A 14,253-nucleotide genomic window follows, 5' to 3' on the forward strand; every position below is an offset into this window, starting at 1 on the left:
GAACACCTCCTAAGGCAAGGACAGCGACGATGAGCACTATGACTATTTCAAATTTCAAACATTGGCTACGTAATCATCCCAATCCCAAAATGAGAGAGATCTTTGTTATTTTGAAAAAGGTGCGCAATTTCGAGTTTCCGACGCCAAAGGTCTACAACAAAGTCATGCACTTTTCCATCAAAGCCGTGACCAGCTTAGTCAACGAATTGTTACGAGTGTTGATTTATACCCCCGCTTTTAAGGGACGCCTAGCTCAGTACGGTAAACAACTCTATCTTTACGGTGGCATTCCATTTGTGAGCGGCTCTCTATCCATTTCAATCGGTAATCAATGCCGTATTTCTGGCCATACGACTTTCAGCGGCCGTTCATGCAGCTACAATCCTCAACTCATCGTTGGTGATAATGTGGATATAGGATGGCAAAACACCATAGCGGTGGGACGAAAAGTCATCCTTGGAGATAACGTTCGTCTGGCAGGGAAAGTTTATCTATTTGGTTACTCTGGCCACCCACTCGATGCCAAACAGCGTGCTGAAGGGGCGCCTGATGAAGAATCACGAATCGGTGATATCCACTTAGAGAAAGATGTGTGGCTAGCCAGTAATGTGATCGTGCAAAGTGGAGTCACCATTGGGCAAGGTACAATTGTCGCAGCGGGTAGCGTCGTTACTAAAAGCCTACCTCCTTTTGTCTTAGCCGGTGGCTCTCCAGCAAAAGTCATTCGCTCTATAGCGCCAGATCAGAACAAAGAATCAACAGAAGCTCGCTATACTAAGGAAGGTGCACAATGAAAGATCTCATTGTTTTTGGTGAAGACTACGGTGCATTGCCAAGCAGCACTCAGCACATCATTAATTACTTAGCAGACAATAGAAAAGTGCTATGGGTTAATTCCATTGGTCTACGGCAGCCAAAACTTTCCTTGCGTGATGTTAAAAGAGCCGCGTATAAACTGGTTGGGAAAAGTAAAGCCAGCTATGAAATGATGGGGACTGCCTGGGTGCACCCAAACATTACTTTGGCGAACGTGCTTACTATTCCGGCACCAAAATCGAGTTTTGCCAGAAAAGTCGCTAAAAGCGCGCTGTTGCACCAGATCAAGCCGCTTGCCGAGAAACTTCACCTGCAAGATCCCATTTTGTGGATGTCTTTACCGACCGCTGGTGATCTGTGCGGATCTCTCAATGAAAGTGGTGTGGTCTACTATTGTGGCGATGACTTTGAAGCTTTAGCGGGGGTGGATCATGAAGTGGTCAAAAAGCATGAACAAGATCTTGTCGAGAAAGCTCAATTAATTCTTACCGCTAGCCCCCAGCTCACAAATAAATTCCCTGGTTGTAAGACCCACTGCCTTCCTCATGGTGTCGATGTTGAGCTTTTTTCTACGCCTGCACCTCGCGCCCATGATCTTCCTGATAATGGTCGCCCAACGGCAGGCTTTTATGGCAGCATTTCAAATTGGCTAGATTATGAGCTGCTAGATTCTGTTATTAAGCAAAGTCCAGACTGGAATTTTGTTTTCATCGGACCATGTGAAGCGGGTTCTCATGCATTACCCAATGATAAAAATGTCTATTGTATGGGACCACGCCCTCACCACAAACTACCTAGTTATAGCCAGCACTGGACAGTCAGTATTTTGCCGTTTGCCAATAACCCACAGATAGAAGCTTGCAGTCCATTAAAACTGCTGGAGTACCTCGCAGCCAAGCGGCCAGTCATCACCACGCCATTCCCGGCGTTAGAGCCATACAAATCACATGTCGATTGCGTTTCGAACGCCAATGAAATGCTCATAGCAATGGAACGAGCGAAAAGCCACTCTCCGCTGCCTTCAGGGCTTGTCGATGAGCAAAGTTGGCGTTCAAGGGGGCAGTTTGTAGATTGGATGCTGGAGTTACTATGAATAAACTAAAAATCAGACTGCTAGCCCTGCTAAATGCTGCATGGCGACGTCGCTATGCCATTGTTATTCCAATTTTAATTTTGCCATTCGTGGGCTTCATCATAGGCAAGTTAGCGGCTCCAGTCTACAAAGCACACACAAGTCTTCTTATTCAAGAAACAGCCAAAATGAACCCATTCTTAGAAGACATTGCAGTGTCCACAATGCTCAAAGATCGCTTGAGTGCTCTGACTACGCTTCTTAATAGCCGACATATTCTATTATCGGTCGCCAGCGAATTAAAGTTAATCGACGAAACCATGCCCCCTGCAGACGTTGACTACATCATTGGCCAGATCTCAAGCAACTTGAAAGTACAACAATTGGGTAAGGATTTTCTAAAAATCGAACTCACCTCTCGTTCACCTGATGGTATGAAAGACTTACTGGAAACTATCAGTGCCCATTTCATTGAACAGCTTCTTGCGCCAGAACGCTCGTCCATTACTGATTCGAGTGAGTTCTTAGCATTTCATATCGACAAACGATACAGTGAATTAGCAAAAGCGGAAAAATCACTCGCAGAGTATATCAACCTATACGCAGGCGAAACGCCAGATATGCAGGCGCAAAGTCTCAATCGTCTTGCAGCATTGAAACAAACGCTCGCAGAAAAAGAAGCTGAACTAGCTGGTGTAGAGCGTAGCCTTGGTACACTCGATCAGCAGTTATCTAAAACCAATCCTATCGTCGGCAAACTGGAAGAACAAATCATCGAGATTCGCAGTGACTTAACGTTACTGAAAGCAAAGTACACTGAAAGCCACAGTGCGGTGCAGGCCAAGTTACGTGAGTTGGCGCGACTCGAACATGAGCGCAATATTTTACTAAATAGCGAACAACCTGAAATCAACACCGATCAGCTGTGGGATATTGCCAGCTCTTCTCGCCTTTCAAATTTAAGCGAAATCCAGCCGCTGTTAATTACTCAGCTACAAAGTCTGCAAGAGGTGCGAGGAAGGTACGAATCGCTCTCTCAAGAAACAAAGAGTTTAGCCACGATGATTAACGAGCTTGAGTCAAAGGCCAAGAACTTTGGTGATAGCGCCAAAGATCTACTGAGTCTAGAGCGTGACGTTAAGCTCAAGAGGCAGCTTTATGACGAACTTGTCGAACGTTATGAAATGGCTGAACTAACTGGTTCATTAGGGGTATTTGAAGAAAACAAGCGGGTCAAAATTATCGATTTGCCCTACACACCAAGTACTCCTTCTAATTTCCCTCCAATTGTCTTTGCAGTCTTCGGTATTCTCGCAGGCATTGGCCTTGGTGCAGGACTAGCTGTAATGCTTGAACTGTTCGACACAACGATTCGCAGCAAAGAACAATTATTGGAGTTAACCAAATTACCGATTATCAGTGTGGTTCCTAAAATTAGTTGAAAATAGAGTCTCAATTTGACAATCCGGGTCAAACAGCAAGGGGCTGATAATAAATCCTTTAAATTCAGTTGATTAAAAATGGCACAACGTTTGCTCAACTAAAACTAAATCACTCATGGGCGAATCAAGATACGGAGCATCTATGAACAGTTTACCGACACAGGGCAAAAAACACAGAACCCATTCAACAACGAAGATCATCCATGTTGTTCAACATCTCGCACCTGGTGGCTTAGAAACCATGGTTCTAGACCTACTACAATTTTCCACTGCCGAAGAAATCGTACATGTAGTGAGTCTAGAAGGCACCTTAGACGACGCCATCGAGAAGTGGCCAAAACTCGCACCTTTCAAAGCCAAATTGTTCTTCTTTGACAAAAAACCAGGGACGCAGATTAGCGTTCTATCAACACTCAGGGAACTGTTTAAAGTAATTGAGCCCGATGTCGTTCACACTCACCATATTGGCCCACTTATTTACGGAGGTATCGCGGCGCGACTGGCTGGCGTCAAAACCCGTATCCATACAGAACATGATATGTGGCATTTAAGTAACGATAGAAGACAAAAGATACAATCTTTAGCTCTAAGGTTTGTCGACCCCATTCTCGTCGCCGATGCCAACAAGGTCGCTAGTACCCTAAAAGAATACTTCCCGAATACTAAACCTCATGTCATAAAAAATGGTATAGATTGCAATCGATTTGTTCCAGGTGATAAGAGGTTAACTCGTCAGCAGCTAGGCCTGCCAAGTAATAATTATTTGATTGGCACAGCCGGCCGTTTAGAAAAAGTGAAAGGCCACAATATTTTACTTAAAGCGTTCAAGCAACTGCCTGTGCATATTCATTTAGCGATCGCGGGGGATGGCTCTCAGCGAGAGGAACTTGAGCAATTGGCAAGCAAGTTAGGCATTGCTGACCGAGTAACATTTCTCGGTCACATTGAAAACATGACGGCATTTTATCAGTCGCTTGACGTATTTTGTCTTCCCTCTCTTCAAGAAGGCTTTCCGCTTTCATCGTTAGAGTCGCAAGCATGCAACGTTCCGGTCGTCCTTACGAATGTTGGTGCCGCAAAGGAAACACTTTGCCCACTTTCAGGGTTTATGGCGAAGCCAAACCGGGTATTTGATCTGGTCAAAGCGGTTGAAGACTCTCTGCAACTCGGTCATCTCGCATCCCCTCGCGAATTTGTTGTGACAAACAACGATGTGAGAAAGATGAGTAAAGCTTACCGTGCTATTAGCTTAAAAGCGTAACCTCTGAGGAATAGCGAAATGGATATTCTTTTAATAATCACCTTTATCATTAGTGCAGGGCTTATCGTCTACCATCACGTTGGGTATCCTCTGTTCTTACGCTGGTATGCTAATCGTCATCCTCTAGAAACTCTGAAGCATGAAACTCGTGGCTTCAAAAGTCAGCAAACGGATCGCACTTTGCCTTCTGTTACCATCTTAGTGCCAGCCTATAACGAACAAGAGTGGATCGCACAAAAAATCAGAAATCTTGCTTCGTTAGATTACCCAAAAAAACAGCTTAATATCCGAATCGTCTGTGATGGATGCAGCGACAATACCGTCCAAATTGCCGAAGAAGTGATTCAGGAAGCCATTTGTGCAGACACTCACTTTGAGATAGTCGATTGCTCGAACAATAGAGGCAAAGTAGCGGTAATTAACGAGCAGATGCTGACGACCACTTCCGATATTACCGCCATCAGCGACGTCTCGGCCTTGATATCGGTTGATGCGCTGGTACTTATGGCGCAACACTTTAAAAACCAATCTATTGGTGTAGTAAATGCTAAGTATTGCTTATTGAGTAATACCGACGAGGCTGAGGGCCATTACTGGAACTACCAAAATGCGATTAAGTATCGTGAGACAACACTAGGCTCAACACTTGGCTCCCATGGCGCTCTGTACTTCTTTCGTACCCACCTGTACCAACCCATCGCAGCCAACACCATTAACGACGATTTCATTATTCCCATGCAAATCGTTAAGGCAGGGTTTCTCGCTCACTATGAGCCAAATATGATTGCGGTTGAGTTAGAGCCGACAACTCAGGGTAACGACTTCAAGCGTCGCTTACGAATTTCAGCGGGCAACATGCAGCAATTAATTTTCCTCTTTGCTCTGCTCAACCCTAAATTCAAAGGCGTTGCTTTCGCTTTTTTCTCCGGTAAGGGGCTGAGGTTGATGACTCCTTATCTGCTCATTGCATGCTGGGGGACTTCGCTGATGTTGGTTAGCAATCCAATATTTGACCTGCTGTTTGTTGCTCAATCAGCCATGTATAGCGTCGCCGCCCTTGGTTATTACCTTCCATCACTGCGCAAGATCACAGTGATAAAACTTCTAACGTATGTCGTGGCTGGACATACGGCTAATCTAATCGGAGGCTTACGTTATTTACTAGGCTTTCACAACAAAACTTGGACGAAAGTGTCACGTTAAGGAATGGACTATGAATACTTACCACGTTGAACGTCAGTCAATTAGAACCGCAAAAAGAGTGTTGGATATCGTTGGTTCTATCTTTGGACTTGCTCTTACACTGCTTATTTTCCCGTTTATCGCCATTGCCATCAAAGCAACGTCAAAAGGCCCAATCCTTTATAGACAAACACGCGTTGGTCGCTGGACACCAGAGAAAATGGATCTGATTAAAATCATCAAATTCAGAACCATGTATATCGATGCTGAAAGTCGTAGCGGCGCGGTATGGGCGACAGAAAGTGACCCAAGAATCACTCCTGTTGGTCGCTTCTTACGTAAGACTCGTTTGGATGAACTTCCTCAGCTATACAATGTATTGAAAGGCGAAATGTCACTTATTGGCCCTCGTCCGGAAAGACCTGACTTCTATTCTAATCTGGAAGAGCAGATCCCTTACTTTGTTGAGAGAACCTACGATGTATTGCCTGGAATCACAGGGCTTGCTCAGGTAAATCAAGGTTACGATACCAGTATCGAAGATGTACGTAGCAAAGTAGGCTACGACCACAGTTACGCTCTGTCTTTGTGTTCTTTTAAGAGTTGGTTAACGACGGATTTTATGATCATCGGTAAAACCCTGAAAATCATGGTCGATGGACGTGGTCGATAACGTGGCATACAAATAAAAAATCCAGCGTCAGCTGGATTTTTTAGCCGTGAAGATAAGAGCGAGCCCCATTAGAATAAAGCCAATACCTAACAGCTTTACGCCGCTGAAAGACTCATTCATCCAAGGTAGCGTCACAGCAAGTAGGTATACCAATACGTAGCTGAGGCTAAGTAGAGGGTAAGCGACACCTAAGGGCAAGTGTTTCAGTGCCATAATCCAGCACGCCATTGATAAGGCATAGCAGGCTAAACCTATTGCGACCCCAACCAGTGCTGGCCAAACCAATACCACACTATCAACGAGCTCAAACTGACTAATGAGTGAATAAAGCGCTGACCAATCACGTGATAGGCCCGCCATGCCCCACTTCATCGCCAGTTGGGCCGTAGAGATCAGCACAACACTCATAAGCGCGGCAGGCAGCCCCGCTTTTAGGTCCTTAAACACCATTAACTCGCGCCTCCAATAATAGCGACGCCTACCATGATAAACATGACCCCTAGCCACTGTTTTGGCACTATCACTTCGTTAAAAGCCATTTTGGACACGATCAGCATTATGACAAAGTTAATGCTCAACAATGGATAAGCGACCGACACATCCCATTGGCTCAACACACCAAGCCAGGTGATTGCGCTGGTACCCAAAAACACAATTCCCAACACCATTGGAAGGCTAAATAACTTTCCTACTGCCGACAATTGCGGGTTTTCTTCAAAGTACATTGCCGCTCGCTTCTGCCAGTATTGACTTAGCGAGCTTGCAAGAACTGATAGTACAAAGAGCAATACCGTCATTACTGAGCGGATGTTCGATTGAAAATGAGAGCATGATAACGACCACGGTCAACATGATCACTGGATTCAGGGAATCCTTCAGGTAGTGCAGGTAAGTCTCTAAAGTGTAGAAGGACCGGACCAGTTAACTGTTTTTCCTTAATAAAATCACCCAGTTGATTCCATTCAATATAGCGGTGTTTTGAATCATCGTAATTCAGGCCGTAGTCGACTTCACCCATGCCTTTAGTTAGATAGACATCGCTGCGCTTTAGATACCAATTAAGCGCAGACATAGTGTCTGGGTAATCCGCAATAAGCACCATGTCTTGAGTGACTTTTGGTGCCAGCTCATGCATGAAACGCTCTGGCATTTTTGAATCTATTGTCGTGTTAGGTAACACGGTTGTAAACAACGCAAATAGAGCAACGGGCGATACCATATAAGCGACAAACTTATGCTCGAATGCTTTTGCTTTAGCGGCATAGAATGCGCATGCAGCCCAGAAGCCTAAAATAAATAACGCAAACCAAGGGCGGTATGATTCAGTTTCATCGAGCGGCAGCTTACCCATAAAGAACATTGCCATAAGCACAATCGCAACCGTCGCGAAAAACAAGCCATTGATGATAGAACCTATCGTCAGACCTTTCGCTTTGTTTGCATAAGCTTTGATAATGCCGTGAGTAAGCAAAATCGCAATGGGAGCCATACACGGCAAAATGTAAGTCGCCAATTTGCCACTTGCGTATGAAAAGAGCAAGAATGGCATCACTGCCCACAATATGGAGTAGCGCAATAGCGGCTTGGATAGTTCACCTTTCAACTGCACCAATGCAGAAGGAGCCCAAAAAACCCAAGGTAGAGTGCCTAGAAACAAGAACGGCACATAATACCAAACAGGTGCTGCATGCTGGGCATCTTCCGCTGAGAAGCGATGGATATGCTCTTCCCAGAAGAAATAGTTCCAGTAGTCTGGCTCTGCGGCGTGAACCGCCAAAGCCCAAGGTAAGCAAGTCATAAAGGCAACCGCCATTACCCACCAACCCCAACGAACAATCTCAAGAAATTGTTTTTGCAAAAGCATAAACGGGATAACAACGATAACCGGTAAAGCAAGCGCTAGGAAGCCCTTGGTGAGAACGGCACATCCACAGAAGAAACCCGCTAGACCATAATGCAACCAACGTTGTTTGCTTGTGGTTGCCTGTGTGGCAAAGAAAAATGCGGCGTAACATGCAGTAAGCCAAAACGCCAACATCCCATCTAGCACACTGTAGGTACCAAGCGCGGCCACCATGAACATACTAAGAAACACACCAGCGGTGAGCCAACCTTGACGGCGGTCAGCCATTTTGCTGACAAGAGAGACAAGAAAGAACGCAGAGCCTAACATTGCTAACGCAGAAGCGATTCGCACGGCAAAATTGGTTTCACCAAAGACAACTTGAGCGATTGCATTAAACCAGTAGCCCATGATTGGCTTTTCAAAGTAACGCAGATCATTAAATGTCGGAACGATCCAATTGCCTGATGTCACCATTTCACGAGAAATTTCACCATAACGAAGCTCGTCTGGAGACCACAAAGGGCGAACGTCGAGTGGTAGTATGTATAACACAATAAAGAAAAGCGATACCCAAACCGCCCAGTTAATTCGAGATTGTTGCATTCTTAATCCAATTAAATAAAAGCCCATGTTGTCATGGGCTTATCCTAGTTTCAAACCATAAGAGCTTGGTGCATATAGTCTCAGTGTTGCTGTTTTGAATACTCACTTCTATTCAACACGTCATTCCTGCATAAGCAGGAATCTAACCGAGGTTTGGCATGCGCTAGTAGCAGATCCCTGCCTGCGCAGGGATGACAACATTTTTAGTTTTTTGTCATCTGTGCGCCGTACCTAGAGTCCCATTTTCTCAACAAATGACGCTTGGTGAGTGAGCCAGCCTTCTCGCCCTTCCATTTCGATATTCTGAATACTATCGACAGGAAGCGGAGTATCTGCAACATTAAGCAGATCAATCATAGGTACGAATTCTATATTCTGTTGCCTTGCCTTTACAATCAAATCTTCAAACATTTCTGCACAAACAATACCTTCCACTTCCGCATGGATGGTATAGACATTCAGTTCACCCGGTTTGATCATTTTAAGAATGGCATCATTGTAGCTGTCGTTGTCAATCCCATCTTGGCCGACCAGCTCATCGTAGGTAGGCAGTGTAACAGGGATCTGAGGTGCCATTCCTTCACCAGGTGAAAAAATGGAATCACCGCGACAGTCACTATTGTACTTAAACGGGTAAGCGTGTTTCTCAACCAAAGTTTGCTCGGTACAACGCCAACCAGCGACTGCGCTACAAGGCAGTTCTTTCCCAGTGATTGATTTGAGCATCTGGTAGCCTTTGTCGATCTCACTACGCAGTTCGGCATCACTCATAGTATCCGTCTTCATTTGCCACTTGTGATGATCCCAAGCATGCAATCCGATTTCATGCCCAGCTTTGTCCGTATCTTCGATAATAGAGCGAAGCTTTTTACCGATGACAGGGCCTGGCCAGATAGTACCTCGGATTAGGATGTCGTAACCGTACAAACTCGCCGCTTTTGAGCGAAGCATCTTCTTCAAAAATGCAGGACGCAAAAGGCGCCATATATGGCGCCCCATGTTATCAGGTCCAACAGTAAAGAAGAATGAAGCCATCACTCCGTGCTTCTCGAAGATCTCGAGCAGCTTAGGTACACCTAATTTAGTACCTCGGTATGTGTCTACGTCGATACGAAGACCGACTTTAGTGACTTCATTTTGTTTCATTACTTGTCTTCTGCTACTGCACCTTTCAAGAAGAAATCTAGAGTTTCTTCGATAGTATCGTTCATGTGAACCGTAGGTTCCCAATCCAGAAGTTTCTTCGCATTGGCAATGCTTGGTTTACGGTGTTGAACGTCTTGGTAACCGTCGCCGTAAAACGCTTTGCTTTCAACTAGGTTGTAGCCGGCAAATGGAGGGAAGTTGCCACGCAATGGGTGGTTTTCGAACTTCTCGACTAGAGTTTCCGCGAGTTCCTTGATGCTTGCTTCATTTTCTGGCGCACCGATATTGATGATTTGACCATCACACAGGCCATCTTTGTTTTCGATGATGCGGAATAGCGCTTCAATCGCTTCAGAGATGTCTGTAAAACAACGCTTCTGCTCACCACCGTCAATCAACTTGATTGGCGTACCTTCAACTAGGTTTAAAATTAGCTGAGTAATCGCACGGCTAGAGCCAACGCGCGCTGAATTCAGGCTATCCAGACGTGGGCCCATCCAGTTAAATGGACGGAACAGCGTGAAGTTAAGGCCATCTTTCTTGCCGTATGCCCAGATAACGCGGTCAAGCAGCTGCTTAGATACCGAGTAAATCCAACGCTGACGGTTGATAGGGCCAACAATAAGAGGTGACGTATCTTCGTTAAACTCAGAGTCAGTCGACATGCCGTACACTTCTGAAGTCGACGGGAAGATAATACGCTTGTTGTATTTCACACAGCCGCGAACGATCTTCAAGTTTTCTTCAAAGTCCAACTCGAATACTTTCAGTGGGTTACGTGTGTATTCGATTGGTGTTGCGATAGCAACCAATGGCAGTACGATGTCACACTTCTTAATGTGGTACTCGATCCATTCGTTGTGGATCGTGATATCACCTTCAACAAAGTGGAAATCAGGGTGACCAAGATGATCAGAGATCTGATTAGAGCTCATGTCCATTGCATACACTTCGTAACCGCCATCATCTAAAAGACGCTTAGTTAAGTGTGTACCAATGAAGCCGTTTGCACCTAAAATAAGAACTTTCTGACGCTTCTTAGCATTGATAATTGCACTTGCCTGTGGGCCAAAACGCATACCTTCAATAAGGTGAAGTTCAGCCGCTAGCTGCTCACCACCAAGGTATAGACCGTTTTCGGCTTCACCAGACTTAACAATGATTGAGCCTTGCGCACACGCAATGGTTAGAGGCTTAGTTGAAACAATCGTGCCTGGTGTTGCTTCGTACGTTTTCTCGCTCGCTTCCGCGCTCCAGATCGTCAGCTTACGCTCACCTAGGAAAGTAAATGCACCAGGGAATGGTTCAGTTACTGCGCGAACTAGATTGAATACCGTGCGAGAATCGTTAGACCACTTGATCTCACCGTCAGCCGGAGTGCGACGACCAAAGTAAGTCGCGACGCTTTCATCTTGCGCTGTTGCTTTGAAAGAACCATCAACAATCGTCGGAAGCACTTTACTTAGAAGGTCGCTAGACGCTGCGTTCATGCGCTTATGTAGTGTTTCTGCAGTATCTTCATCAGTGATGGCGATCTTTTCTTGACCGACGATATCACCTGCATCCGCTTTTTGAACCATTTTATGAAGCGTTACGCCTGTTTCTGTTTCACCGTTAACCAATGCCCAGTTGATTGGAGCACGGCCACGGTAAGTTGGTAGCAACGAACCGTGTAGGTTAAAGCCACCTTTTGGCGCAAGATCGAGTACTTCTTGGCTGATCATATTGCGGTAGTAGAAAGAGAAAAGCGCGTCTGGCTTCATATCACGAATTTTATCAACCCAAAGAGGGTGATTGACGTCTTCAGGAGCGTAAACTGGAATGCCATTTTTCGCGGCAAGCTTTGCTACTGACTCAAAAAATACGTTCTCGTTGCTGTCATCAACATGAGTAAATACAGCTTCGATTTCAACACCTGCTTCAAGCAAACTGCGAACACCTGTACAACCAATATTGTGGTAGGCAAACACGACTACTTTCATGGAAAATTCCTCTAAATATAAATCTTATTTCTGATTTTTTGATTCGTCTGATTCACGTGCACTTTTCGTCGCCTCACCGACTAATACGTCTTGCACGTAATAGCGTGGACGAGCTCTAACATCTGAGTAGATGCGGCCAATGTACTCACCTAAGAGTCCAAGGCCAACAAACTGTGCACCAACAAATACAAATAAAATAGCAAACAAAGTAAACAGGCCGTCTCCAGCCCATTCAGATCCAAACATAATGCGCATCAGCATTAAGATACCGCCAAACGCAATACCCGCTGTGGCAATCAAACCACCAACAATACTTAACATACGCAGCGGCGCTGTAGTCATACTGGTGATCAAATCAAACATCAAACTGATCAACTTCATGAAGCTGTACTTAGACTCGCCGTCTGCACGCTCATCATGATGGACGTTAATCTCTGTGGTGTGACGTGAAAAGCCGTTTGCCAATACAGGGATAAACGTACTGCGCTCGTGACACTCAAGCATGGCATCAACAACATGACGACGGTAAGCACGAAGCATACAGCCATAGTCGTTCATTTCTACACCTGTTGAACGTTTTACTAGCTTGTTGATAAGCTTAGACGGATAACGGCGCAATGCACTGTCTTGTCGGTTTTCTCGTACCGTACCTACCGAATCAAAGCCTTCTTCCGCTTTGGCAACCAAATTAGGGATCTCTTCCGGTGGATTCTGTAAATCCGCATCCAGAGTGATAATCAGATCGCCTCTAACGAGCTCAAAGCCCGCCATAATCGCGTTGTGTTGGCCATAGTTACGGTTAAGAATAACACCAACCACATGGCTACCTTCTTTTGCCGCAGCTTTTTCGATAAGCTCTGCACTGCTGTCTCGGCTTCCGTCATCAACCAAGATCAATTCGTAATCTTTGTTTAACTTATCGGCTGCAGCACTTGTACGCTCGATAAGCTCTTGCAAACAATTTTCTTCGTTATAGACAGGTATAACGATCGATACAAAGTTGATTTTCTCATTGTGTCTCATGGGTTACCCAATTATCTCTGAAACGGCGTTCACGACGCGCTCTACATCTTCCATTGTCATATCTGGAAAAAGAGGCAGCGAACAAATTTGACTACTGTTACGTTCTGTATTTTCTAAGTTTGGATTAATCGCGCCAAATTTTTCAGCGTAATTATCTCTATAATATTTCTGCGTATGGCAAGCTTTAAAGTGAATGCCTGCACCAATACCCTTCTCTTTTAGCTCGGCGATCAAGTCGTCACGATTTTTTCCACAAACGTTCTCATCAACGCGGATAATGAGCAAGTGCCAGCAGTGCTTGTGATCGTGCTCGGCAATGCCTAATGGTCGGATACCAGCGATTTGACTAAGGCTATTGCGATACGCCATTGCAAGCGCTGTGCGTTTCGCTGTAATCGACTCAATACGCTCTAACTGGCCAAGCGCTAAGACCGCGCATATATCTGGCATATTGTATTTAAAACCAGGCTCGATTACCTCGGCTTGTGGTGAGCGCCCCTGTGTTTCGCGATCAAAGGCATCCACGCCCAGACCGTGGAATTTCAATCGTCTTACTTTTTCGGCCAACTCAGCATTGTGCGTAGTTAAAATACCACCTTCTGCGGTAGTCACATTTTTAATGGCGTGAAGCGAAAACAAACATGTCCCACGTTGACCAATAGGTTGACCTTTGTATTGCGTGCCTAATGCGTGCGCCGCGTCTTCTACAATCGTGATGTTATAACGCTCGCCAAGGGCATAAATAGGATCGAGATCGAGCGATCCGCCAGCATAATGAACCGGAATTATCAGTTTGGTTTTGTCTGTGATCAATGGCTCGATAAGCTCTGCGTTTGTCATAAGCGTTTCTGGATCAACATCAACAAAAACTGGCTTTGCGCCGACCAGAGTAATCATATTAATGGTGGAAACCCAAGTTAACGATGGAGTAATCACCTCATCACCCGGACCAATGCCTAGAGCCAGTAACACTAGGTGCATTCCTGCAGTTGCACTACTTAGAGCAACCGCATGATCACTTTTAGTGTAATCCGTAATTTGCTGCTCAAGTTGTGCATTCTTAGGACCAGTGGTTATCCACCCAGATTTTAAAACCTCTACCACAGACTGAATATCTTTATCGTCGACGGCAGGACGACATAAAGGTAGAAAAGGTTGAGTCATATTCTCTTCTCACAAACAAAACGCGCGCCAAGGACGCGAAAGA

At 45.2% G+C, this 14,253-nt stretch carries 13 protein-coding genes; 6 read left to right on the forward strand and 7 right to left on the reverse strand.

The window, feature by feature from the left end; all coding sequences use genetic code 11:
• The first annotated feature begins 29 nt into the window (after positions 1-29).
• The 6 genes from LNL84_RS00685 (at position 30) to LNL84_RS00710 (ending at position 6,446) form a co-directional block, all read left to right on the forward strand.
• Positions 30-794 carry an acyltransferase gene (locus LNL84_RS00685; RefSeq protein WP_244354262.1) on the forward strand — a complete coding sequence of 255 codons (765 nt, stop codon included), beginning with the start codon at positions 30-32 and terminating at the stop codon, positions 792-794.
• Positions 791-1,909 (forward strand): glycosyltransferase, encoded by a 1,119-nt coding sequence (locus LNL84_RS00690; RefSeq protein ID WP_244354264.1) that lies wholly within the window; start codon positions 791-793, stop codon positions 1,907-1,909. The genes LNL84_RS00685 and LNL84_RS00690 overlap by 4 nt, the downstream gene beginning before the upstream one ends.
• On the forward strand, positions 1,906-3,330 hold the full coding sequence (locus LNL84_RS00695) for a GumC family protein (RefSeq protein WP_244354266.1): 1,425 nt from the start codon (positions 1,906-1,908) through the stop codon (positions 3,328-3,330). The genes LNL84_RS00690 and LNL84_RS00695 overlap by 4 nt, the downstream gene beginning before the upstream one ends.
• Positions 3,331-3,472: 142 nt before the next feature.
• The gene (locus tag LNL84_RS00700) at positions 3,473-4,591 is read left to right on the forward strand and encodes a glycosyltransferase (protein ID WP_244354268.1); all 1,119 of its coding nucleotides are present in this window, start codon (positions 3,473-3,475) and stop codon (positions 4,589-4,591) included.
• A gap of 18 nt (positions 4,592-4,609) precedes the next feature.
• A complete protein-coding gene (locus tag LNL84_RS00705; RefSeq protein ID WP_244354270.1) occupies positions 4,610-5,794 on the forward strand; it encodes a glycosyltransferase family 2 protein in 1,185 nt (394 codons plus the stop codon).
• Positions 5,795-5,804: 10 nt separating this feature from the next.
• Positions 5,805-6,446: a sugar transferase gene (locus LNL84_RS00710; protein WP_244354272.1), complete on the forward strand. Its 642-nt coding sequence runs from the start codon at positions 5,805-5,807 to the stop codon at positions 6,444-6,446.
• A gap of 27 nt (positions 6,447-6,473) precedes the next feature.
• Here LNL84_RS00710 and arnF read toward each other — a convergent pair whose 3' ends face one another.
• From arnF to LNL84_RS00745, 7 genes are all read right to left on the reverse strand, one after another.
• Positions 6,474-6,896, reverse strand: coding sequence for a 4-amino-4-deoxy-L-arabinose-phosphoundecaprenol flippase subunit ArnF (gene arnF / locus LNL84_RS00715; RefSeq protein ID WP_244354274.1), 423 nt, complete (start codon positions 6,894-6,896; stop codon positions 6,474-6,476).
• Positions 6,896-7,243 carry a DMT family transporter gene (locus LNL84_RS00720; RefSeq protein ID WP_244354276.1) on the reverse strand — a complete coding sequence of 116 codons (348 nt, stop codon included), beginning with the start codon at positions 7,241-7,243 and terminating at the stop codon, positions 6,896-6,898. The genes arnF and LNL84_RS00720 overlap by 1 nt, the downstream gene beginning before the upstream one ends.
• On the reverse strand, positions 7,243-8,895 hold the full coding sequence (arnT, locus tag LNL84_RS00725) for a lipid IV(A) 4-amino-4-deoxy-L-arabinosyltransferase (RefSeq protein ID WP_244354278.1): 1,653 nt from the start codon (positions 8,893-8,895) through the stop codon (positions 7,243-7,245). The genes LNL84_RS00720 and arnT overlap by 1 nt, the downstream gene beginning before the upstream one ends.
• A 231-nt stretch (positions 8,896-9,126) precedes the next feature.
• The gene (gene arnD / locus LNL84_RS00730; protein ID WP_244354280.1) at positions 9,127-10,041 is read right to left on the reverse strand and encodes a 4-deoxy-4-formamido-L-arabinose-phosphoundecaprenol deformylase; all 915 of its coding nucleotides are present in this window, start codon (positions 10,039-10,041) and stop codon (positions 9,127-9,129) included.
• Positions 10,041-12,023: a bifunctional UDP-4-amino-4-deoxy-L-arabinose formyltransferase/UDP-glucuronic acid oxidase ArnA gene (gene arnA, locus LNL84_RS00735; RefSeq protein WP_244354282.1), complete on the reverse strand. Its 1,983-nt coding sequence runs from the start codon at positions 12,021-12,023 to the stop codon at positions 10,041-10,043. The genes arnD and arnA overlap by 1 nt, the downstream gene beginning before the upstream one ends.
• 24 nt (positions 12,024-12,047) lie before the next feature.
• Positions 12,048-13,046 carry an undecaprenyl-phosphate 4-deoxy-4-formamido-L-arabinose transferase gene (gene arnC, locus LNL84_RS00740; RefSeq protein WP_244354284.1) on the reverse strand — a complete coding sequence of 333 codons (999 nt, stop codon included), beginning with the start codon at positions 13,044-13,046 and terminating at the stop codon, positions 12,048-12,050.
• 3 nt (positions 13,047-13,049) lie between these two features.
• Positions 13,050-14,210: an aminotransferase class I/II-fold pyridoxal phosphate-dependent enzyme gene (locus LNL84_RS00745; RefSeq protein ID WP_244354286.1), complete on the reverse strand. Its 1,161-nt coding sequence runs from the start codon at positions 14,208-14,210 to the stop codon at positions 13,050-13,052.
• Positions 14,211-14,253: the final 43 nt, after the last annotated feature.

It is taken from the genome of Vibrio gelatinilyticus, assembly GCF_022836845.1.
In the GTDB taxonomy this organism is placed as follows: domain Bacteria; phylum Pseudomonadota; class Gammaproteobacteria; order Enterobacterales; family Vibrionaceae; genus Vibrio; species Vibrio gelatinilyticus.

Coding starts and splice junctions, on each gene's coding strand:
- LNL84_RS00720 (WP_244354276.1), bottom strand. CDS start 7,243: ATGACGGTATTGCTCTTTGTACTATCAGTTCTTGCAAGCTCGCTAAGT.
- arnA (WP_244354282.1), bottom strand. CDS start 12,023: ATGAAAGTAGTCGTGTTTGCCTACCACAATATTGGTTGTACAGGTGTT.
- arnC (WP_244354284.1), bottom strand. CDS start 13,046: ATGAGACACAATGAGAAAATCAACTTTGTATCGATCGTTATACCTGTC.
- arnF (WP_244354274.1), bottom strand. CDS start 6,896: ATGGTGTTTAAGGACCTAAAAGCGGGGCTGCCTGCCGCGCTTATGAGT.
- LNL84_RS00695 (WP_244354266.1), top strand. CDS start 1,906: ATGAATAAACTAAAAATCAGACTGCTAGCCCTGCTAAATGCTGCATGG.
- LNL84_RS00690 (WP_244354264.1), top strand. CDS start 791: ATGAAAGATCTCATTGTTTTTGGTGAAGACTACGGTGCATTGCCAAGC.
- LNL84_RS00745 (WP_244354286.1), bottom strand. CDS start 14,210: ATGACTCAACCTTTTCTACCTTTATGTCGTCCTGCCGTCGACGATAAA.
- arnT (WP_244354278.1), bottom strand. CDS start 8,895: ATGCAACAATCTCGAATTAACTGGGCGGTTTGGGTATCGCTTTTCTTT.
- arnD (WP_244354280.1), bottom strand. CDS start 10,041: ATGAAACAAAATGAAGTCACTAAAGTCGGTCTTCGTATCGACGTAGAC.
- LNL84_RS00710 (WP_244354272.1), top strand. CDS start 5,805: ATGAATACTTACCACGTTGAACGTCAGTCAATTAGAACCGCAAAAAGA.
- LNL84_RS00705 (WP_244354270.1), top strand. CDS start 4,610: ATGGATATTCTTTTAATAATCACCTTTATCATTAGTGCAGGGCTTATC.
- LNL84_RS00700 (WP_244354268.1), top strand. CDS start 3,473: ATGAACAGTTTACCGACACAGGGCAAAAAACACAGAACCCATTCAACA.
- LNL84_RS00685 (WP_244354262.1), top strand. CDS start 30: ATGAGCACTATGACTATTTCAAATTTCAAACATTGGCTACGTAATCAT.